Here is a 20,599-nt window from a genome sequence, read left to right on the forward strand (position 1 = left end):
CCATAAAGAGACCAATGGACGAACAATCATCTGCTTCACATGCAACGCCAGGGGCGCCACAGGCTTCGAACGTAACGCAGGGGCCGGCACTGGCTTCCCACGTTACGCCTACTACGCCACACGCCGCCGACGCGACCACGCCCAAAAAGAAGCGCCGCCACCTCTGGATATGGGCCGTGGTTCTTCTTCTTTTTGCCGGCCTTTTCTACTGGGTAATACAGCACCAGCAGAAGAGCCAGGCGGCGGGCGGAGGCGGACGGCGCGCCGGCATGGGCGGCCCGGTTCCGGTGACCACAGCCACGGCGAAGAAGGGCTCGATGGGGATTTATTACGATGCCCTGGGCACCGTCACGCCGGTCTACACCAATACGATTACCGCGCAGGTGACCGGGGTAGTGACGCAGGTGCACTATCGCGAAGGCCAGATGGTCCGCAAAGGCGATCCGCTGATCGATCTGGATGACCGGCTGTACCAGGCGCAACTGGCGCAGGCACAGGGGACGCTCGAGCACGACAAGCAGGTGTTGGCGCAGGCCGATATGGACCTGGAGCGCTACAAGCAGGCGTGGGCCAAGAACGCAATTCCGCGGCAGACTCTTGAGGATCAGGAAAAGTTGGCCCTGCAGCAGCAGGGCACCGTGAAAAACGACGAGGGCGTGGTGGAGTACGACCAGGTGCAGGTGGAGTATTGCCACATCACGGCGCCGATTTCCGGACGCGTGGGATTGCGCCTTGTGGATCCGGGAAACCTGGTAACGGCAAACGGAACCGCGACGCTGGTGGTGATTACGCAGATCGCACCGATTACGGTGGTCTACACGCTGGCGGAAGACAATCTGCCGCAGGTGCAGAAGCAGACGAAGAGCAAGCAGGCGCTGACGGTGGAGGCGATGGACCGCTCGTTAACGGGACATCTGGCGACTGGAAAGCTGAGCTCGATTGACAACCAGATCGATACGTCGACGGGCACGGTAAAGATGCGCGCGATGTTCGATAACAAAGATGGCGCGCTGTTTCCGAATCAGTTTGTGAATACGCGCATGCTGGTGCAGACGCTGCAGGATCAGGTGATTATTCCTTCTTCCGCGATTCAGCACAACGGCAGTGAGGATTTCGTTTATCTGCTGGTGAGCGCCAAGACAGGTCAGCCGGTTTCCGATGTGTCAGCTTGCTCAACGGGCACTGGTTCCGGAGGACAGGGTTCCGGCGGTCAAGATTCAGGCGCGAACGCCGGTGCAAAGCATGGCGGCGGCAAGGCCGCAGCAGGACAGCAAACCGGACCACCTCCGCCGTGCAAGGTTGCGATGACTTCGGTGAAGTCAGGCCACTCGGAGAGCGGAAATACGATTGTGACGAGCGGCCTGGGAGCGGGCGCGGTGATAGCCGATTCGAGCTTTGAAAAGCTGATTGACGGCGCGCCGATTACAATTTCGAAGGTCAAACTTCCATCCACATCGGAAACGAGCGAGAGCCCAGCCCCATGAACCCTTCCCGGCCATTCATCATGCGGCCGGTGGCGACTGCGCTGCTGATGGCCGCGATTCTACTGGTGGGGATTGTCGCATTTCTGCAGCTGCCGATGTCGGCGCTGCCGGAAGTGGACTATCCCACGATCCAGGTGCTGACCTTCTATCCCGGCGCGAGCCCGGATGTGATGGCGACGACGGTGACGGCGCCCCTGGAAAGGCAGTTTGGGCAGATGCAGGGCCTGAGCCAGATGACCTCGACCAGTGCGGGCGGGGTGTCGGTGATCGTGCTGCAGTTCAACCTTACGCTGGGACTGGATGTGGCTGAGGAAGAGGTGCAGGCGTCGATTAACGGCGCTGGATCTTTCCTGCCTGCCAACCTGCCTACGCCTCCGGTATACAACAAGACAAACCCGGCGGATGCGCCGGTGATGACGCTGGCCGTCTACTCGCCGCAACTGCCGCTTTCGCAGGTGGAAGACCTGGTGGATACGCGGTTGGCCCCGCGTCTCTCGCAGCTGGCCGGCGTTGGACTGGTGAGCATCAGCGGCGGACAGAAGCCCGCGGTCCGGATTCAGGTGAATCCGACGAAGCTATCCGCGCACGGGCTGAATCTGGAGGACGTTCGCACGGCGCTGACGCAATCGAGCGTGAACGCGGCTAAGGGCAACTTTGATGGGCCGCGGCAGGACTACCAGATCGACGCCAACGATCAGATCACAGATGCGCAGGAATACAACAACGTTGTGATCTCCTACAACAATGGTTCGCCTGTCCTTGTGAAGGACGTGGCAAACGTGATCAATGGTGTGGAGAATACGCGGCAGGCCGCGTGGATGAACCAGACGCCGGCGGTGGTGCTGAACATTCAGCGACAACCGGGCGCGAACACGATCACGGTGGTAAATCTGATCCGGCACATTTTACCGCAGCTGGAGGCAAATCTTCCCGCGTCGATTCAGGTCGTCACAATGACGGACATGACGACGAGCATTCAGTCATCTGTGCATGACGTTGAGTTCGAGCTGCTGCTGACAATCGGGCTCGTCGTCATGGTGATCTTCCTCTTCCTGAGGAATTTGGCGGCGACGGTGATTCCCAGCGTGGCTGTGCCGCTTTCGCTGGTCGGCACCTTTGCGGTGATGTATATGCTGGGCTTCAGCCTGGACAATCTTTCACTGATGGCGCTCACAATTTCCACGGGCTTTGTGGTGGACGACGCCATTGTGATGATTGAGAACATCTCTCGCTACCTGGAAGAAGGAATGCCGCCCATGGAGGCGGCGCTGACGGGCGCGGGGCAGATCGGGTTCACGATTGTCTCGCTGACGGTCTCATTGATTGCCGTGCTGATCCCGCTGCTCTTTATGGGCGATGTAGTTGGACGGCTCTTCCGCGAGTTTGCAGTGACGCTGGCGGTGACGATCATTCTTTCGGCGGTGGTTTCGCTGACCCTCACGCCGATGATGTGCGCCAGGATTCTGAAACACGATCCAGCGCATCAGCAGACGCGTTTTTATCGCGCTTCAGAGAAGGTCTTCAACAACATGGTCGCCTTTTACGGGCGCACGTTGAAGGTAGTTCTCGAGCATCAGACAATCACCCTTCTTGTGGCTGTGGCTACGCTTGTCCTGACTGTCGTTCTGTACATCATTATTCCGAAGGGCTTCTTTCCGGTGCAGGATACGGGCGTAATCCAGGGCATCTCACAGGCGATGCAGTCGATCTCGTTCGAGGACATGGGAAAGAAGCAGCAGGAGATGGCGAGGATCATTCTGCAAGATCCCGCTGTGGAAAGCCTGTCGTCGTACATCGGCGCGGATGGTATCAACACGACGCTGAACAGCGGGCGCATTTCGATCAATCTGAAACCGCTTGATCAACGTGACCTGAGCGCTGCGGATGTGATTCGCAGGTTGCAGACGAAGCTGACGCGGGTACAGGGGATGTACCTGTACATGCAGCCGGTGCAGGACATCACGGTAGACGACCGCGTGAGCCGCACGCAGTATCAGTACACGCTGGAAGATCCGGACATTAATGAGCTGAATGACTGGACCAACAGGTTCGTGACGGAGCTGAAGAAGCTGCCCGGCCTGGAAGATGTGGCAACGGACCAGCAGACCGGTGCGAAGGCAGTTTCGCTGATGATCGATCGCGTGACGGCTTCCAGGCTTGGCGTTGCTCCGACGACGATTGACAACACGCTCTACGACGCCTATGGCCAGCGGCAGATCAATACGATGTACACGCAGCTGAACCAGTATCACGTGATTCTGGAGACGGCTCCGGAGTGGCAGCAGAATCCGGCAAATCTGGGATCGCTGTACATTCAGTCGAGCGCGTCGTCCGGCGCGAGCGGCGCGGCTGCGTCGACATCGTTCTCCGCATCCGCTTCCGCGTCGGCGGGATCGAATGCGCTGACAACGGGGGTCAAGTACACGCCTTCATCGAATGTGATGGGGCCTGCGGCGACTGTGCTTGCGGGAACAACTTCGTCGGGCGGTTCAAGCGCCAGCGCGGGTACTACGAGTGGCACTACGCCGAATACGACAATCAGTTCGGTGGGCGCAAATGCAATTCCGCTGAACGCATTTACCAAGGCAAGTATTACGACAGAGGCGCTCTCCATCAATCACCAGGGACAGTTTCCGTCGGTGACGGTCTCATTCAACCTGGCGCCGCATGCATCGCTGGGGCCGGCGATCGACGACATTGAAAAGGCCGCAAAGAAGATAAATTTTCCGCCGACAATTCAGGCGGATTTTCAAGGCACGGCAGCATCCTTCCGCAATTCGCAAGGGAATGAAGGGCTGCTGATTCTGGCGGCTCTGGTAACGGTGTACATTGTGCTGGGCGTGCTGTATGAGAGCTTTATTCATCCGATCACGATTCTTTCCACACTGCCTTCGGCAGGCGTGGGTGCGCTGCTTGCGCTGATATTGTTCCGTCAGGATCTCAGCGTGGTGGCGATTATCGGCATCATTCTCCTCATCGGAATTGTGAAGAAGAACGGCATCATGATTGTGGACTTTGCCCTTGAGAGCGAGCGCGAACATGGCAAAAACTCCACGGATGCAATTTACGAGGCAAGCCTGCTGCGCTTCCGCCCGATCATGATGACGACGATGGCAGCGCTGCTGGGCGGCGTGCCCCTGGCCTTTGGGACTGGGCTAGGCTCAGAGCTCCGCCGCCCGCTAGGCATTGCCATGGTGGGTGGACTGCTGCTCTCGCAGGTGCTCACGCTGTACACCACGCCGGTCATCTACATCTTCTTTGACACGCTGGGTCAGCGAATCACAGGCCGCAAGCCATCACACACAGCTCCGCGGAATGAGCCGCCAGCAAGGGAGCCCGCGGCCGGAGAACAGCCTGCATGAGTCTGTCGTCTCCATTTATTCACCGCCCGGTGGCCACCACACTGCTGACAGTCGCGGTGGCCATTGCGGGAGCGATTGCGTACACGGTGCTGCCGGTGGCGCCATTGCCGCAGGTGGATTTCCCGACGATCAGCGTCTCGGCCAGTCTGCCCGGCGCAAGCGCGCAGATCATGGCGGCCTCCGTGGCAACGCCGCTGGAGCGGCAGTTCAGTCATATTGCCGGCATCACGGAGATGACTTCGTCCAGCTCGCTGGGCAGCACAAACGTCACGATGCAATTCGACCTGAGCCGCAATATCGACGGTGCGGCGCGCGACGTGCAGGCGGCGATCAATGCGGCGCGGACGTACCTGCCCGCGAATCTGCCGTCGAATCCTTCTTATCGTAAGGTTAATCCGGCGGATTCGCCGATCATGATCATCGGCCTGACGTCGAAGAAATACGACATAACGAAGGTCTACGACCTGGCTTCAACGATTCTGGAGCAGAAGCTTTCACAGATTCAGGGCGTGGGACAGGTGAATGTGGGCGGAGGCGCCACTCCTTCTGTTCGGGTGGAAGTGGACCCGATGAAGCTGCAGGGCTATGGGCTGTCGCTCGCGAATGTGCAATCCGTACTGAGCCTGCAAAATGCGGATACGCCGCGCGGGCAGCTTGCGGATGGGCAGACGACGGCTGACATTATTACGAACGACCAGATCTCCCAGGCTGAGGACTATAAGCCGCTGATTGTGGGCTATCACAATGGTGCGGCGGTGCGGCTTTCTGACGTGGCGGACGTGGTGGATTCCACGCAGAACATTCGCACGGCTGGCTACATGGACGGCACGCGCGCGGTCTTCATCATCATCTTCCGGCAGCCTGGCGCGAACATTATCGATACCGTCGATCGCGTGAAAGAACAACTGCCGTTTCTAACTGCGGTGATGCCCAATGGCATCGTTTCCACGATTGTGATGGACCGCACACAGACCATTCGCGCTTCCGTATTCGATGTGGAGCGAACGCTTGTCTTGTCGATTGTGCTGGTAGTGCTGGTCGTGTTCATCTTTCTCCGCAGTCCACGCGCCACATTAATTCCGATCGTTGCCGTACCGGTTTCGCTGGTGGGAACATTTGCGGTGATGTACTTGTTCGGCTACAGCCTCGACAACCTCTCGCTGATGGCGCTGACCATTTCGACCGGCTTTGTGGTCGATGACGCGATTGTGGTGATGGAGAACATTACGCGTCACCTGGAAGACGGAATGGAGCCGTTCGCTGCGTCTTTGCAGGGCGCGCAGGAGATCGGGTTCACGGTCTTCTCCATCAGCATGTCGCTGATCGCAGTCTTTATTCCCATCCTGATGATGGGCGGTATTGTGGGTCGGCTCTTTCGTGAGTTTGCCGTAACGCTCTCGGCGGCGATTGTGGTTTCGATGGTGATTTCATTGACCACAACTCCTACAATGTGCGCGCACCTGCTGAGAGTGCATAAAAAGGACGAAAAACATAACTGGTTTTACCGGGCCAGCGAGAGTTTTTTTGATTGGCTGTTGTTGATCTATCGCCGCTCGCTGGGTTGGGCGCTGGACAATGCGGTGTTGATGCTGATTGTTCTGGTGCTGACGATTGCGCTGAACGTAGTGGTGATTATTCGCATCCCCAAGGGCTTTTTCCCGCAGCAGGATACCGGCCTGATCATGGGCATGGTGCAGGGCCCGCAGGATGCATCGTTTCCGTTCATGAATTTTTCCGTACAGCGGATCGTGAACATCATCAAGGCAAACCCGGGCGTGGCGCATGTGAATGCGTATACGGGAGGACAGGGGTCCAGCAACGGCGGCTTCATCTTCATCGCGCTGAAACCGCTGGGCAAGGAACGAAAAACATCCGCGATGGACATCATCAACCAGGTCCGGCCACAGATGGCGCGGCTTCCGATCGCCTCGGCGTTTTTGCAGCCCGGCCAGGATCTGCGCATTGGAGGACGTAGCGCAGGCGCGCTTTATCAGTACACGGTTTCGACCGAGAGCGTGGAAGACCTGGCGCACTGGGGACCGATTCTCATGAACAACATGAAGAAGATTCCGGTCCTGACGGATGTGAATACCGACCAGCAGAATAATGGCCTGCAGGAGATGCTGACTTTTGACCGTACGACTGCGGCGCGCCTGGGGCAGACGGCCCAATCCCTCGATAGTTCGCTCTATAGCGCGTTTGGGCAGTCTGAAGTTTCGGTGATTTACACGCAGCTGAACCAGTATTACGTGGTGATGGAGGTCGCGCCGCAGTACTGGCAGGATCCTTCGGGGCTGCACAGCATTTTCGTCAAGCCTTCCGGCGGCTCGACCGGCGCGGGCGTGAACACAATGTCGCCGCTGCTGGGTATCATGACTCCGAAGACGGGCACAACGCCGCTGCAGGTCAATCACACCGGGCTGTTCCCCTCCATCACGTTGTCGTTCAACCTGGCAAATGGGGCAGCTCTGAGTGACGCGGTCCGCGAGATTACCAATATGGAGGCAGGCCTGGGAATGCCGGCCACGGTCCACGGCGTGTTTGCGGGCACAGCACAGGCGTACCAGGATTCGCTGGCGACAGAAAAGTATCTTATTTTGACGGCGTTGTTGGCGGTTTATATCGTGCTGGGCATTTTGTACGAGAGCCTCGTGCATCCCCTGACGATTATCTCCACGTTGCCCTCAGCCAGCGTGGGCGCAATGATTGCGCTGATACTGTTCAGTATTGACCTGAATGTGATTTCAATCATCGGCATCATTCTGCTGATCGGCATTGTAAAAAAGAATGCAATTATGATGATCGACTTTGCACTGCAGGCTGAGCGCGGCGGCATGAATACGCATGACGCAATCTTTGAGGCATGTATGCTGCGCTTCCGTCCCATTTTGATGACGACAATGGCGGCAATCATGGGCGCGCTTCCGCTGGCCTTTGGCACAGGCACTGGCTCAGAGCTGCGCAGGCCGCTGGGCATCACGATTGTGGGCGGACTGGTGCTGAGCCAGCTGCTGACGCTCTACACCACACCGGTGGTTTACCTGGAACTGGACCGGCTGCGGCTGTGGGTGCAGAGACGCTCGCATGCTAAGCAGTTACCGAATGGAGCCACGGAGGCAGCGTCGTGACTTGCGAGCCTGAGAAGAGAGAAAATGATGATAATGTCTGCTGAACGAAACCGACGGGAAGGAAAGCTGGCCGCGGCTGCAGCGCTGGCTCTGGTAGCGCTGGTTAGCGGCTGCAATGTGGGACCTCGATATCATCCGCCCACAGCTCCTACGTCTACTGCGCCTGCTTATAAGGAATCGTCCGTCAACTTTAAGGACCAGGATGGCTGGAAGGTGGCGAGCCCGCAGGAAGCGGCGATTCGCGGCAACTGGTGGGAGATCTTCAATGAGGCGGAGCTGAATACTCTTGAAGACCAATTGAATGCGAACAACCAGAGCATCCAGGTGGCATATCAGAACTATATGGCGGCGCGGGCGCTAATTGCAGAAGCGCGCTCACAATACTGGCCCACCGTGTCGTTTAATCCAGCATTTAGCCGGTCCCGCTCTTCATCCAATACGGGCAACAACAATAACGGCGGAAACAACAACAACAGCGGTAGCACGAGCTCACTCTGGGCGCTTCCAATCGATGTTTCCTGGACGCCGGATTTCTGGGGAAAGATCCGTAACCAGGTGCGCGAGGCCGAATACACCGCGCAGTCGAACGCAGCGGATCTCGCTCTTGAAAAGTTGTCCATGCAGGCGGCCCTTGCGCAGGATTACTTCGAGATTCGTGGACAGGATAAGTTGATCAATGTCCTGGATGAGACGGTGAAAGCGGATCAGGCGGCGCTGGATGCTACGCAAGGCGCCTATGATGCCGGCACCGGCGACTATGTGGCCGTCGTGCAGGCCAAAAGCTCGCTTGAGGCAGCCAAGGTATCGCAAGTGAATGCGAGCCTCTTGCGTGCGCAATACGAGCACGCGATTGCCATGCTGGTGGGCAAGGTAGCAACGGATTTTTCGATCCCTGTACGGGCTCAGATCTATATCGCACCGCCGATTCCACTGGGACTGCCATCCCAGTTGGCTGAACGTAGGCCGGATGTTGCGGCGGCTGAGCGTACTGTGGCGGCGGCTAACGCCACGATCGGCATCGGGTATGGAGCATTCTTCCCGGATGTAACGCTATCGGCGTCCGGCGCCCTGGAAAGTTCGGCCTTCGGACACCTCTTCGACATTGCGAGCCGCACATGGTCGGTTGGGCCTTCCGTATCGCAGACTTTGTTCAACGGTTGGCTGTACCGCGCGGAGTTGCATCAGTATGAGGCGCAGTACAACGCCGACGTAGCAACGTACAAGCAGACGGTTCTAACAGCCTTCCAGCAGGTTGAGGATTCGCTGGTTGCAACGCGCAATTACTCGCAGCAGATTCTGCACGAGCAGGAGGCCGTCAAGTTTGCGCAGCAGTCATACGATCTGGAAAAACAACGCTACGATAGCGGCGTGGATCCGTATATTGACGTGGTGCAGGCACAGACGACACTACTGGGCGACCAGGTGACGCTGAATAGTCTGCAGGTACAGGAGATGCTCTCTGCGGTGCAACTCGTGCAGGCGCTGGGCGGCGGGTGGGATGCCTCGCAATTGCCTACTCCCAAGCAGACTGGTGAGAAGGTTCCGTCTTCGGTGTACAAGATGCAGCAGTAAATGAGCCGCGCGGCAGCGCTGGATCAAGATCCGGCGCGAGCGGGCAGTTTTCGCAGCGGGGCGTGCTGCCGCAGTGTGCTTTTCCTACAGCTACCACCAGCGCGTGGAACTCATTAAAAAGCTCTCTCTGATTTTCTACCGGCTCTTGCGCAAACGCGGCGGACGTAAGCGCGGCAAGGGCTTCGTAGCTGCGGACATTGCGCGGGACGGGCGAGGGAAGCAGGCCATGCCGCTCCGCGATGCGGCGAAGATACTCGTCCGCAACCGGAACCGGATGACCAAGCGCATAGAGCAGAATCGCGTCAGCAGTCTCAGGGCCTACACCGTTCAACGCAAGAAGACTGCTGCGTAAGGCCGCAGTAGATGCGGAAGCCATCACGTCGAGAGAGCCGCTGAATTCAGAGTCAAGCAGGGTGAGGAATGCCCGGAGCGCGGGGGCTTTGCGCGTGACGAAGCCGGAGGGACGAATCAGTTCCTGCAGGCGCGCGAGCGAAAGGCTTCGCATTCCTTCGATGGAGAGCGCGTTGGCCGTTCGCAACGCATCGAGCGAGCGCTCAACGGCCTTCCACGATGTGTTCTGAGTGAGATAGGCGCCGACGATTACTTCAAACCGCGTATCAGAACCAGACTGCGTGGGCCACCAGCGCTGCGGACCATTAGCAGCAAAGAGCGTGTCGTGCATCCGTCGTACACGCGATGCTACATTGCTACTCATAGCTCTTCATGCGGCGCGGCAAGCTCGCGCTTCCACTCAAGAATGCGGGCGCGGCCAGCGGCAGCTTCCGCTTCCGGCACATGGCCCGCGGTCTGCAGTGAGATAGAGAGCGCGGTATGCGCAAGCGGATCATCCGGCGTCAGCGCTGTAAGAGCGAGCGCCGCGGCAATGGACTGCTCAAGCTGCGCCGAGTCGCGAAGCGCGCGGATGAGACCGTGGTGGGCTTCAATGCAGCTCTCATCTGCGCCGATGGCAGCCCGGAATGACGTTGCAGCCTCGCCGGCACGTCCTTCGGCGAGCAAATTCATACCATCTTCCAGCAGCGTTTCGGCAGACTCATGCATTGCTTCTTAGAATAAATGGCGAGGGGAATAAATGGCAGGAGATGGAATGCGATGAAGAGCCACACCGAATATCTGATCTTTGAGACAAAAAAACGGCGGGAGATGGTGCACATTACCGACCAGGTGGAAGAGATTGTGCGGCGCAGCGGCGTGCGTGACGGGCTTTGTTTTGTTTCTCCAATGCATATTACGGCGGCGGTCTATGTAAACGACCTGGAGAGTGGCCTGATTGAAGACATCGGCAAGTGGCTGGAGGAACTGGCTCCTGCGCGGCCAGAATACAAGCATCACCGAACGGGCGAAGACAATGCGGACGCGCATCTGAAAGCGCTGCTGCTCCACCATGAGACAACGCTGCCGGTGACCTCAGGCAAGCTTGACCTCGGCACCTGGCAGCAAGTGTTTTATGCGGAGTTCGATGGACAGCGTCGGAAGCGGGTGATTGTGAAGGTACTAGGAGTGGAGTAATCAGTTCGTCTTCGCCGCAACATCGTCGTCCGTGATCTTGCGCCACTCGCCAGTAGGCTGCGCGGTATTCAAAGCGAGGTTGATCTTGGTGCGGGGCGAGATGACCAGGTCGACCCGGCGGTTACGGGCGCGGCCTTCCGCAGTGTCATTGGTGTCCACAGGATGGAACTCGGCGTAACCCGCAGCAGAGAGCCTGTCCGGCGTAACGGCATGCAGGTCCAGCATGCCGCGAGCGATGTTGGTGGCGCGCGCCGAGGAGAGCTCCCAGTTGGAGGCGAACTCCGCGGTGTGAATTGGCACATTGTCAGTATGCCCTTCAACGCGAAGATCGTAGGGCATCTGCGCCAGCTCCGATGCAATTTGTTGCATGGATTCGAGGCCCTCTTTGCGAGGAGTGGCGGAGCCAGAGTCAAAGAAGCCTGCCTCGCGAAGGCTGATGACAAGACCATCCTTGCCCAGCTTGATGGCCACGCTGTGCTGAGCAATCTGGCTCGCCAGCCGCTCATCGAGGTCGTGCTTCATGCGGGTCAGATCGTCTTTCACCTGCGCAGGAGCGAGCACGTCTTCACCCATGACGATGTTCATGGCCATGACGGACTGTTCGTTCGCCGAAGATGCGGTCTTGTTGTCCGGAATGCGCGATGCATTACCGAAGACGCCCAGCGACTTGAAGGCCGTATCGATAGCCTGGGAGACTTCCGTCTGCCGCTTCTGGTCGGCCTTCGCGAAAGCATAGAGCACCACAAAGAAGGCAAAGAGAAGCGTGATGAAGTCTGCGTAGGAGATCAGCCAGCGTTCGTGTGAGGAGTGTGGTTTGCCGAAGCGACGCCTCATGCGGCACGCTCGCCCGTAATCCTGTCGCGGCCATGCTCATCCACAAATCCGCCCAGCTTGACCTCGAGCATGCGCGGATTCATCCCATCGAGAATGGAGGCAACTCCCTCCAGCATCATCTCGCGCTCCATGTAGTCAGCGTGGATGCGAAGGCGCAGCTTGCCGGCAAGAGGAAGAAAGAGAAGGTTGGCGATGCCGACACCGTATACAGTGGCGACGAAGGCCACAGCGATGCCTCGGCCAACCTCCTGCATGTTATCCAGATGATGCATGACCTGAATCAGGCCGAGAACAGCGCCAAGAATGCCCACTGTGGGGGAAAAGCCGCCGGCAGCCTCAAAGACCGCGGGAAGGCGCTCTTCGCTGTCGGCCATGGAATCGAGGCTGACCTGCATGATTTTGCGAAGATCGTTCGATTCGGTTCCGTCCACGGCAAGCATCATGGCCTGGCGCAGAAACGGATCCGAGATAGCCTGAAGATCAGCATCCAGCGAAACCACCCCATTACGGCGAGCCTTGTTGGCGAAGCCGACAAGCATCTGGATAAGCTGGTCATGCTCCCTGCGCGGAGGGGCAAAGGCATGGACGCTCTTGCGAAAGGCAGCAGCGACCGTGCGAAGAGGGAATTGCAGCATCACAGCGCCCAGCGTGCCACCGAAGACGATGAGCGCGGCGGTGGGCTGCAGAATCTGCCCAATGTTGCCGCCTTCAATAATGAGGCCGGCCATAATGCCTGCCACGGCTACAAATATGCCAGCAAAACTTCCCTTATCCATCATCGGTAGCTCCTTTTTATGGCCTTTCCTTGCTCGGAGGAAGAATGACCTCGCCGCTGTTCGTCATCCGGAGTCCGGTCATGGAGACGACTCGGGTGGCTTCAACGCCTGCGGGTAGACGGCGCGCCACTTCCGCGAGCAGGCGCGCACGGTAGGCGACCACGCGTTCGGTGACCTCTGCGCAGTCCTCGCGGACAATAAGCTTCTCTCCAGTGATGAGCGTGAGCATGGTATCCGGCGCCGCCTCAGCGGTCTTGATCAGATCGCTGTTGACAAGCAAAGGGCTGCCGTTCAGCCGGGTGAGTTCAATCATGGCGCGCCTCCTTATGTAGGCTGTTATCGGCATGCATGGACAAAGGTTCAAAAGATTAAGACAGAGGCAGGCGCGGTGTCCTCAGTGGGACAATTGCCGCGAAGTGTAAAGTCCGGAGATGTGCAGGCCGAAAAAAAGGCCAGATGCGGATGGCTGAGTTCCGCGGCGCACCCAGGGCAGAAATCGAAATGGGGACGGACGCGAAACGAGGGCCTCAAATCCTCGCATCAATATAAGGAGAACCCCATGTCCCTGGGTGTTTTGAATAACCTTCCCGCGATGTTCGCGGAAAACAACCTGAACAACACGCAGGCTGGCTTGACGAAGACGCTGCAGCAGCTTTCTTCAGGCTCGCAGATCAACTCCGGTGCAGACGATGCCGCGGGCCTCTCGCTCGTGGACGGTCTGGCCGCAAACTCGGCCGCTTTGCAGCAGTCGACGATCAACGCCACGGAAGGCGTGGGCCTGCTCCAGGTCGCCGACGGCGCTCTCTCGCAAGTCACCAGCCTGCTCAACCGTGCCGTAACGCTGGCCACCGAGGCCTCGAACGGTACCCTCAGCACAAGCCAGTCGACGGCTGCCCAGGCCGAGTACTCCTCGATCATGGGTGAAATCGACAACATCGGCTCAACCACCACCTATAACCAGACTGCGGTATTCGGGCAGACTGCCGGCGTAGCCATCTTCACAGGCGACTCCTCGACGGCAGGCTCCTCGACCGACACTCTCAGCATCGGTGACCTGGACTCGTCAACCGCACTGGGCTTCTCGGCCAGCTCCGTGGCCTTTGCAACGGGCGCGTTCACGGCGACCAACGTCGCCGGCACCACAACTCCGGGCGCGGACGACATCAGCACACAGGCCGGTGCGCAGACCGCTCTGACCGACCTGAACTCGGCCATCTCGGCCGTTGCTCTGCAGGACGGCTATGTGGGATCGCAGATCAACACGCTCAACGCGATCTCGAACGTTGAGTCCACCGAGCAGGAGAACATTGTTGGCGCGCAGAACGCCGTTCAGGCGACCGACTACGCGGCAGCAACCTCCAACCTGTCCAAGTACGAGATTCTTACCCAGACGGGCATCTCGGCACTCGCACAGGCCAACAGCGTGCAGCAGGAAGTTACAAAGCTGCTCCAGTAATCCGGCGATCCTGCCGATATACAGGAAGGGCGTCATTTCTGGCGTCCTTCCTGTCCTTTTTTAGGGCGGAGAAAGTCTACGGCAGACGGAAGCCTTAAGCGCGGAATTTCACAGGTGTTTTGTTGATTCCTTCCAATCCGCGGTGGCATGAAATTGGCCATCAAGCTGCAGGTTTCTTGTCCGGGAGAATGAGATGGGTACTGTTGGATTGAGTTTTGGGTCGCCGACCAGCGGAGCAGGATTTAATGTCAGCACCACGGTTTCTGAGATTGTCTCCAATCTTCAAAATGTGGAGACGCCGTGGAAGAACCAGTTATCGAGCCTCGAGAGCCAGGACACGGTTTTGTCCAGTCTGGGCACGCTCTACTCGAATCTCACAAATGACATAAGCTCGCTGACCGACTTTACCGGCGTTATGTCGCTGAAAGAAGGGTCCAGCTCGAATAACGACATTCTGGAGCTGACCGCTGCGGATTCTTCGGCTGCGGAAGGCACATATACCGTTTCAGTGAATTCGCTTGCCACCACCGCGACCGGCTTTATGACGGCGATCAGCAGTTCCAGCGATACCCTGACAGGCTCAATGGACATCAACGGAACAACGATTGATGTGCCCGATTCGAGTACAGGGGATGACAATATCACCGGCCTTGCCAACGCGGTTAATTCAGCGGGTATCGGCGTCACGGCAACCGTTCTTACAGATACCACCGGCTCGCGACTGGTTCTGACTTCAAATACCTCCGGCACAGGTGGCAGCATCGCCGTGACCGCCAACAGCATCACGGACTCCACCAGTGGCGCGTCGCTGAGTTATACCTCTCAGATCGCCACCGGTGCGAATGCATCGCTGACGGTGAACGGTATCTCTCTCCAAAGCTCATCCAACACGGTTTCGGGTCTGATTCCGGGCGTCACATTTCAACTTCTGGGCACCACCGGAACAGGCGATACAATCCAGGTCGTCATTGCAAATGACAACTCCGCAGTCGAAAGCACCGTGACCCAGTTCGTCACGGATTACAACTCGCTGGTTTCAGCCATGAATGCACAGGAAACCACCGACACCTCCGGCAATTCCGAGCCGTTGTTTGGTTCTCCCACGCTCAGTCTGCTGCAGCAGCAGCTCCTGAGCAGCATCAACTATCAGAGCCCCAATGGATTTGTAACAGGTGCAAGCAGTGCGTCCGATACGCTGACCGGTTCCATCACCATTGGTTCGACAACGATTCAAATGTCGTCCCTGGCTTCAGGCAGCCAGAATTTGAACGGCCTGGCCTCTGCCATCAATTCCGGTGATCTTGGAGTGACGGCAAATGTGGTGAATAACGGTTCCGGGCCCCAGCTGGTGCTGGTGTCGAATATCTCCGGCTCGCCTCTTTCCGCCACTTCAAACCTGGCAGATGGTACGACCTCGCTGACGTACGATGCAAACACCGGCGGCATGAATGCGCTCACCGGTCTTGGCATCAGCATGAATAACGATGGGACAATCTCCCTGGACGAGACATCGCTCGATTCGGTGCTGAACTCGGACTACAGCGGCGTGTTGGGCTTCTTTCAGGATGCCAACAGCTGGGGAATGACCTTCTCTACGATGCTGAATAACGCAGGCGCCAGCAATACGGTAGGCGTACTGGCGCTGGCCGAAAAGTCAAACAGCAACGTGGAATCGTCGCTGAATGCGGATGTGTCGAAAGAGAATCTGGAGATTTCTGCGCAGCAGTCGAGCCTTACAACCGAACTCAATTCCGCAAATGAAATTCTGCAGGAGTTGCCGGCGCAACTGAACAGCGTCAACGAACTGTATTCGGCCATTAGTGGCTTCAACGAAAACCCGAACGGCTAGGGCCAGGGGCAGCTCCAATGGGAACATATCAGCAACATACGCTGAAGGGCGCATCGGCGGTAGAACTCGTGGTCGCGCTTTACGATGGCATTCTTCGCTTTCTGTATGCGGCATGTGACGCAGTCGATCGCGGCGACGAGACGGCCCGGCGCAATCAGGTGAAGCGCGCGCTGGACATTATTCTGCATCTGCAGGCACGCCTGCGAATGGATGTCGGAGGAAGACCGGCTCAGGCGCTGAGCGATTTCTACGCGTCGATCTTCGCGCAGATTTTGCAGGCCTCACAGGGCGCTTCCAAGGCAAAGTTTCTGCATGCGATTCAGTGTGTGCAGAATGTGCGCGATGCCTGGAAGCAGGTGGCGCTGACTCCTGCCGCGAATCCTTCTGTGCCGCAGATGCTATCTGCGCCTGAGAACGGCATGGACTCGCGCCGGTGGAGCGCGTAGAAGGAATCAACTCGCGACAGCGAGCTCTTCTTCCAGCTGCTGTTTCTGATAGAGTCCGGCGTAATAACCATCGAGGGCGAGCAAGTCATCATGTGTGCCGAGCTCGACGATACGGCCTTTATCCAGTACTGCGATCTGGTCCGCATTGCGCACAGTAGAGACGCGATGCGAAATCAGAATTGTGGTCGCGCCGGCAGTGTAATTGCGTAATCCGCCCAGAATGCGCTCCTCAGTGTAGGTATCCACGGAGGCCAGCGCGTCATCAAGGATGAGAATCGCGGGCCGGCGCAGCAGCGCACGCGCAATCGCAGTGCGCTGTTTTTGTCCTCCGGAGAGCGTGACTCCACGTTCGCCGACCATGGTCTCAAACCCTTGAGGAAACTCTTCGAACTCCTTGCGGATATGCGCGGCTTCGGCGGCATCCAGAAGCTCCTGCGCAGCGGCTCCCGGTGCGCCGAAGCCAAGATTTTCACGCAGGGTTTCACTAAAGAGAAAGGTCTCCTGCGGCACCATGCCGATATTATGGCGCAGCACGGCGAGAGGGTACTGGCGAACGGGCCTACCATCAATGAGAAGACTGCCATCAGGAGCTTCCAGCAGGCGCGAGAGGGTGTTGACGAGGGTGGTTTTACCAGAGCCGGTAGGACCAACGATGGCCAGGCTCGAGCCGGCCGGGATGCGGAGCGAAATGTCGCGCAGCACGGCGAGGCTATCCTGGGCGCCTTCATCGTAGCGGAAGCTGAGATTGCGAAACTCGATTTCGCCGCTGAGGATCGTATCTGCGGGAATCGACGTATCGGCCTGGCTGTCGTCGATGGCGGGCTTCTCGCGCATCATCTCATCAATGCGCGCTACAGAGGCAGTGCCGCGCTGGAAGATGTTGACGACCCAGCCGAGTGCGATGACCGGGAAGATGAGCAGAAGCATGTAGGTATTGAACTCGACGAACTGGCCCACGCTGATCTTATGCTCGATAACCTGATGGCCGCCAACCAGAAGCGTGAGAACCATGGAGCCGCCGAGAATGAACTCCAGCGTTGGCCAGAGCATCCCCATGAGCTGCACCAGCCGCAGTGAACGGGCAATGTAGCTGCGGTTGAGTTTCTCGAAGAGCGCGATCTGAGCTTCTTCCTGCGCAAAGGCGCGGACCAGGCGATTGGCAGAGAAGTTCTCCTGCGCCTGCGAAGATATCTCTGAAAAGCCAGCCTGAATGCGCTCAAAGCGTTCGTGGATCTTGCGTCCGAGATATTGCACAAGCAGGGAAGCGAGCGGCGCAGGGGCCAGAGCGATGAGTGTAAGGTACGGGCTGACGCGGAGCAGATAAAAGAGCGCGCAGACTGTGAACATCAGCGTGTTGGCGCTATACATGATGGCGGGACCAAGCAGCATGCGAACCGCATTCAGATCGTTGGTCATGCGCGCCATGATGTCGCCGGTGTGATAGCGGCGATAGAAGCCCGAGTCCTGGCTTTCGAGATGGCGGAAGAGGTCATTGCGGAGATCGAATTCGATCTCACGCGAGATGCCGATAAGAATCCAGCGCTGCGCGTAGAGAAAGACGCCCTTGGTGATACCGATGACGACCAGCAAACCGGCCAGAATCAAAATCGTGCTACGCGTTGTTGAGGGATCACGGAAGGAGTCGACTGCCTTGCCCACCACGCGCGGAAACTGGACAGAGATCGCGTTGGTGGCTACCACAGAGAGGCTGCCCCAAACGTATCCCCAGCGGTAGCGGCGCATATAGGAAAAGAGCGGGCGCAGGTCGCGAAGCATAGTTCTATTTTAGCTTCTGGCTCTTACGTCGGCGTACGCAGCAACAAATACCCACCCGCCAGACCAAAAAGAATATCGGATGACCACGCCGCCAGCGGCGCAGGAAGGTAGTTGACGTTGCCCATGGACTCGAATAGTCCGTTGACAACCCAGTAGGCAATGGCTACGCCAATGGCGACGGCAATCCCGGCGAGCGAGCCGCGGCGGCCCATGGAGAGCGCAAAGGGAATGGCCAGCATGGCCATGACGACGGCGATAAGCGGATAAGCGAGCTTGTGCCACAGCGCGACGCGCAGCCGCATGGTGTCAAAGCCGCTCTGACGCAGATCACGGATATAGCGGTCGAGTTGTCCGAAATTCATCTCCTGCGACGGCACAATTTCCTTGGAAAAGTAGCTCGGCTCCTCGTGAATTTCACCAAAACTAGTGTTGATGAACTCGCGGAAGTTTTTCTGATTTGCTCCGTCGAAGTCGCGCTCCCAGCCGTTCTGGAACCGCCACGCCCCCGCATCCTCGTCCCAGGCGACACGAGCGGCAAAGATGCGGCGGGAGACGGCGAAGGTGGATGGGTCCAGCTCAAAGATGGACATGTTGGCGAACTCTTCGCGATCGCGATCAAAGAACTGGTAATAGAAGATGCGGTCCGGTTCGCCGGGATGGGGCTGCCCAAAGATCCACTGCCGCTCGGGATTGAGAAAGGTCTGCGGCGGGCGGCCTTTGATGGTGCTGCGCAGCGCCTCCTGCTTGCGATTCGCCTGCGGCAGGTAGAGTTCGTCGAAGGCAAAAAGGCAGATAGCGAGGAGAGCTGCGATGGACACAATCGGAATCACCAGCCGGTAAAGACTGATGCCCGTAGCCTTCATGGCGATGATTTCGCTGTTTCGATTGAGCACGCCAAAGGTGACCAGCACAGCAATGAGCACGGCAAGCGGAGCAATGGTATAGATCATGCTCGGCGTCAGGTTCACTAGGTAGTCGCCGACAACGGTAAGCGAGATGCGGTTTCGGATGATGTCGCCCACCAGCTCAAAGAAGGTGAAGACCAGCATGAGCATCACAAAGCCGCAGAGGACCAGGAAGAACGTGTTCAGAAACTGGCGGATGACGTATTCGTCCAGGATGCGCGGAAAGACGCCGCGGGACCGCCGGGAAGCGCGCGGCTGCAAGCGTTCGAACCAACTGCCGATCCTGTTGCCGATCTGGGCCCCGCTCTCCTGAATTGCAGCGGCGGCATTCACTCTGGGAGCGCGCGCAGTCAGCGACAAAAGCGCGGAGAGCACGCGGCCTCCGGTGGCGATTTGCCAGAGCAGGAACGTGCCTGTCACCGCGAAAAGAATGTTTGCCATCCAGACGGCGACAAAAACAGGCAGCTTGTCCTGCCTCGCCATGGCCACTCCGGTGTAAGAGAGGATGTAGTAGAGGATGACCAGCAGCAGTGTGAAAACAAAGCCGGAGCTCTTGCCTCCGCGGCGCGAGACGACGCCAAGCGGCACACCAACCAGCATGAGCACAAGGCATGCGGCGGGATACGAGAACCGATTGTTCAGCTCGATGAGAAAGCGTTTATGATCAGGCCCTTTTTTGTCCGCCTTCTGAATAAGCTGAATCAGCTCTTTCGTGGGGATCGCGTAGATGACCGTATCCAGGCGGCCCAGGTGGACGCTGCTCTGCGGATTCAGGCTTAGCGGAAGATCGGTAGTTGCAAATTTTGAAATGCTGTATGGCTGGTCCGGCAGATTCTCATGCTTGGCGCCGTTCCGCAGGCGCATCAGCAGCTCCTGTGGAGAGTCGTTGGCCACGGTGGCAGAGGCGGCTGTGGTGATGCTCGGAGAAGAAGGGTCGGAGACATCGGCCATGAAAACCTGGCGCCAGTTGGCCGCGCCCGTTCCGCTACGCACATCCTGCACATACAGGACGAAATCCTTGAAGTCTTCGATAAAGACACGGGGTTGAATCTGATACGAGGCTTGCGAAGCGGCAAGCTCCTGCTCCATGTCGAGAATGGCCTGGTTGGCCTTGGGCGAGACGTAGAGCGAGTTGACGAGGCCGAGGATGCAGCCGCCAATGGCGACGATGGAAGCGACGCGGACAAAGTAGCCAATCCCGAGTCCGCCGGCGCGCATGGCAATGATCTCGCTGTCCGCTGCCAGCCGGCTCAAGCCTAGCAAAACTCCCACCAGCACGGACATGGGAATGGTGACGTTCAGGAGATACGGCAGCGTAAAGAGAAATATCTGCGCCACATTGCTCAACGTGGAACTGTTCCGCACCACAGTTTCCAGAATCTGCGGCAGGTGCGGCATAAAGAGAATGAAGGTGAAGAGCGCGCATCCAATGAGCGCGTGAGAGAGAATTTCGCCGAGAATGTAGCGAGTGAGGATGCGCACGT

General features: G+C 58.2%; 15 protein-coding genes. 8 read left to right on the forward strand and 7 right to left on the reverse strand.

The annotated features are described in order from the left end of the window. Nucleotides 1-14 precede the first annotated feature (14 nt). Genes VO84_RS20555 through VO84_RS20570 form a run of 4 tightly spaced genes read left to right on the forward strand, consistent with a single transcriptional unit; the run spans nt 15 to nt 9,546 of the window. A complete protein-coding gene (locus VO84_RS20555) occupies nt 15-1,484 on the forward strand; it encodes an efflux RND transporter periplasmic adaptor subunit (protein ID WP_058189648.1) in 1,470 nt (489 codons plus the stop codon). Continuing rightward, nucleotides 1,481-4,846, forward strand: a complete 3,366-nt coding sequence (locus tag VO84_RS20560; protein ID WP_058189649.1) for an efflux RND transporter permease subunit — start codon at nt 1,481-1,483, stop codon at nt 4,844-4,846. The genes VO84_RS20555 and VO84_RS20560 overlap by 4 nt, the downstream gene beginning before the upstream one ends. Beyond that, a complete protein-coding gene (locus VO84_RS20565; RefSeq protein WP_058189650.1) occupies nt 4,843-7,974 on the forward strand; it encodes an efflux RND transporter permease subunit in 3,132 nt (1,043 codons plus the stop codon). The genes VO84_RS20560 and VO84_RS20565 overlap by 4 nt, the downstream gene beginning before the upstream one ends. Nucleotides 7,975-8,007: 33 nt before the next feature. Beyond that, nucleotides 8,008-9,546 carry an efflux transporter outer membrane subunit gene (locus tag VO84_RS20570; protein ID WP_058189651.1) on the forward strand — a complete coding sequence of 513 codons (1,539 nt, stop codon included), beginning with the start codon at nt 8,008-8,010 and terminating at the stop codon, nt 9,544-9,546. Here VO84_RS20570 and VO84_RS20575 read toward each other — a convergent pair. Further along, nucleotides 9,488-10,261 (reverse strand): endonuclease III domain-containing protein, encoded by a 774-nt coding sequence (locus tag VO84_RS20575; protein WP_082662239.1) that lies wholly within the window; start codon nt 10,259-10,261, stop codon nt 9,488-9,490. The two genes, VO84_RS20570 and VO84_RS20575, sit on opposite strands and share 59 nt — an antisense overlap. Beyond that, complete coding sequence (locus VO84_RS20580) at nt 10,258-10,605, reverse strand: tetratricopeptide repeat protein (protein ID WP_058189652.1); 348 nt, start codon at nt 10,603-10,605, stop codon at nt 10,258-10,260. The genes VO84_RS20575 and VO84_RS20580 overlap by 4 nt, the downstream gene beginning before the upstream one ends. Nucleotides 10,606-10,656: 51 nt before the next feature. On the opposite strand from VO84_RS20580, the gene VO84_RS20585 reads away from it, so the two are divergent. Further along, nucleotides 10,657-11,073 (forward strand): secondary thiamine-phosphate synthase enzyme YjbQ, encoded by a 417-nt coding sequence (locus VO84_RS20585; protein WP_058189653.1) that lies wholly within the window; start codon nt 10,657-10,659, stop codon nt 11,071-11,073. Here the strand turns inward: VO84_RS20585 and VO84_RS20590 are convergent, their stop codons facing one another. From VO84_RS20590 to VO84_RS20600, 3 genes are read right to left on the reverse strand one after another with little or no spacing between them, the layout of a single operon-like run. Beyond that, the gene (locus VO84_RS20590) at nt 11,074-11,907 is read right to left on the reverse strand and encodes a flagellar motor protein MotB (protein WP_058189654.1); all 834 of its coding nucleotides are present in this window, start codon (nt 11,905-11,907) and stop codon (nt 11,074-11,076) included. It abuts the gene before it with no gap. Next, on the reverse strand, nt 11,904-12,683 hold the full coding sequence (locus tag VO84_RS20595; RefSeq protein WP_058189921.1) for a flagellar motor protein: 780 nt from the start codon (nt 12,681-12,683) through the stop codon (nt 11,904-11,906). Before VO84_RS20595 ends, VO84_RS20590 begins: the two co-directional genes overlap by 4 nt. Before the next feature lie 16 nt (nt 12,684-12,699). Continuing rightward, complete coding sequence (locus tag VO84_RS20600) at nt 12,700-12,996, reverse strand: flagellar FlbD family protein (RefSeq protein ID WP_082662240.1); 297 nt, start codon at nt 12,994-12,996, stop codon at nt 12,700-12,702. Nucleotides 12,997-13,242: 246 nt separating this feature from the next. On the opposite strand from VO84_RS20600, the gene VO84_RS20605 reads away from it, so the two are divergent. The 3 genes from VO84_RS20605 to fliS all read left to right on the forward strand — a co-directional run bounded on the left by VO84_RS20605 (nt 13,243) and on the right by fliS (nt 16,434). After that, nucleotides 13,243-14,139: a flagellin N-terminal helical domain-containing protein gene (locus tag VO84_RS20605; RefSeq protein WP_058189655.1), complete on the forward strand. Its 897-nt coding sequence runs from the start codon at nt 13,243-13,245 to the stop codon at nt 14,137-14,139. A 193-nt stretch (nt 14,140-14,332) separates the two neighbouring features. Continuing rightward, nucleotides 14,333-15,988 carry a flagellar filament capping protein FliD gene (gene fliD / locus VO84_RS20610; RefSeq protein ID WP_058189656.1) on the forward strand — a complete coding sequence of 552 codons (1,656 nt, stop codon included), beginning with the start codon at nt 14,333-14,335 and terminating at the stop codon, nt 15,986-15,988. 17 nt (nt 15,989-16,005) lie between these two features. Then, the gene (gene fliS, locus VO84_RS20615; RefSeq protein ID WP_058189657.1) at nt 16,006-16,434 is read left to right on the forward strand and encodes a flagellar export chaperone FliS; all 429 of its coding nucleotides are present in this window, start codon (nt 16,006-16,008) and stop codon (nt 16,432-16,434) included. 6 nt (nt 16,435-16,440) lie between these two features. On the opposite strand, the gene VO84_RS20620 is transcribed toward fliS, so the two are convergent. Together VO84_RS20620 and lptG are read right to left on the reverse strand one after the other, a co-directional pair. After that, nucleotides 16,441-18,210, reverse strand: a complete 1,770-nt coding sequence (locus tag VO84_RS20620; RefSeq protein WP_058189658.1) for an ABC transporter ATP-binding protein — start codon at nt 18,208-18,210, stop codon at nt 16,441-16,443. Nucleotides 18,211-18,233: 23 nt separating this feature from the next. Then, the gene (gene lptG, locus VO84_RS20625; protein ID WP_058189659.1) at nt 18,234-20,597 is read right to left on the reverse strand and encodes an LPS export ABC transporter permease LptG; all 2,364 of its coding nucleotides are present in this window, start codon (nt 20,595-20,597) and stop codon (nt 18,234-18,236) included. Nucleotides 20,598-20,599 lie beyond the last annotated feature (2 nt).

Origin of the sequence: Occallatibacter gabretensis, from assembly GCF_001449115.1 — a bacterium.
In the GTDB taxonomy this organism is placed as follows: Bacteria; Acidobacteriota; Terriglobia; order Terriglobales; family Acidobacteriaceae; genus Telmatobacter; species Telmatobacter gabretensis.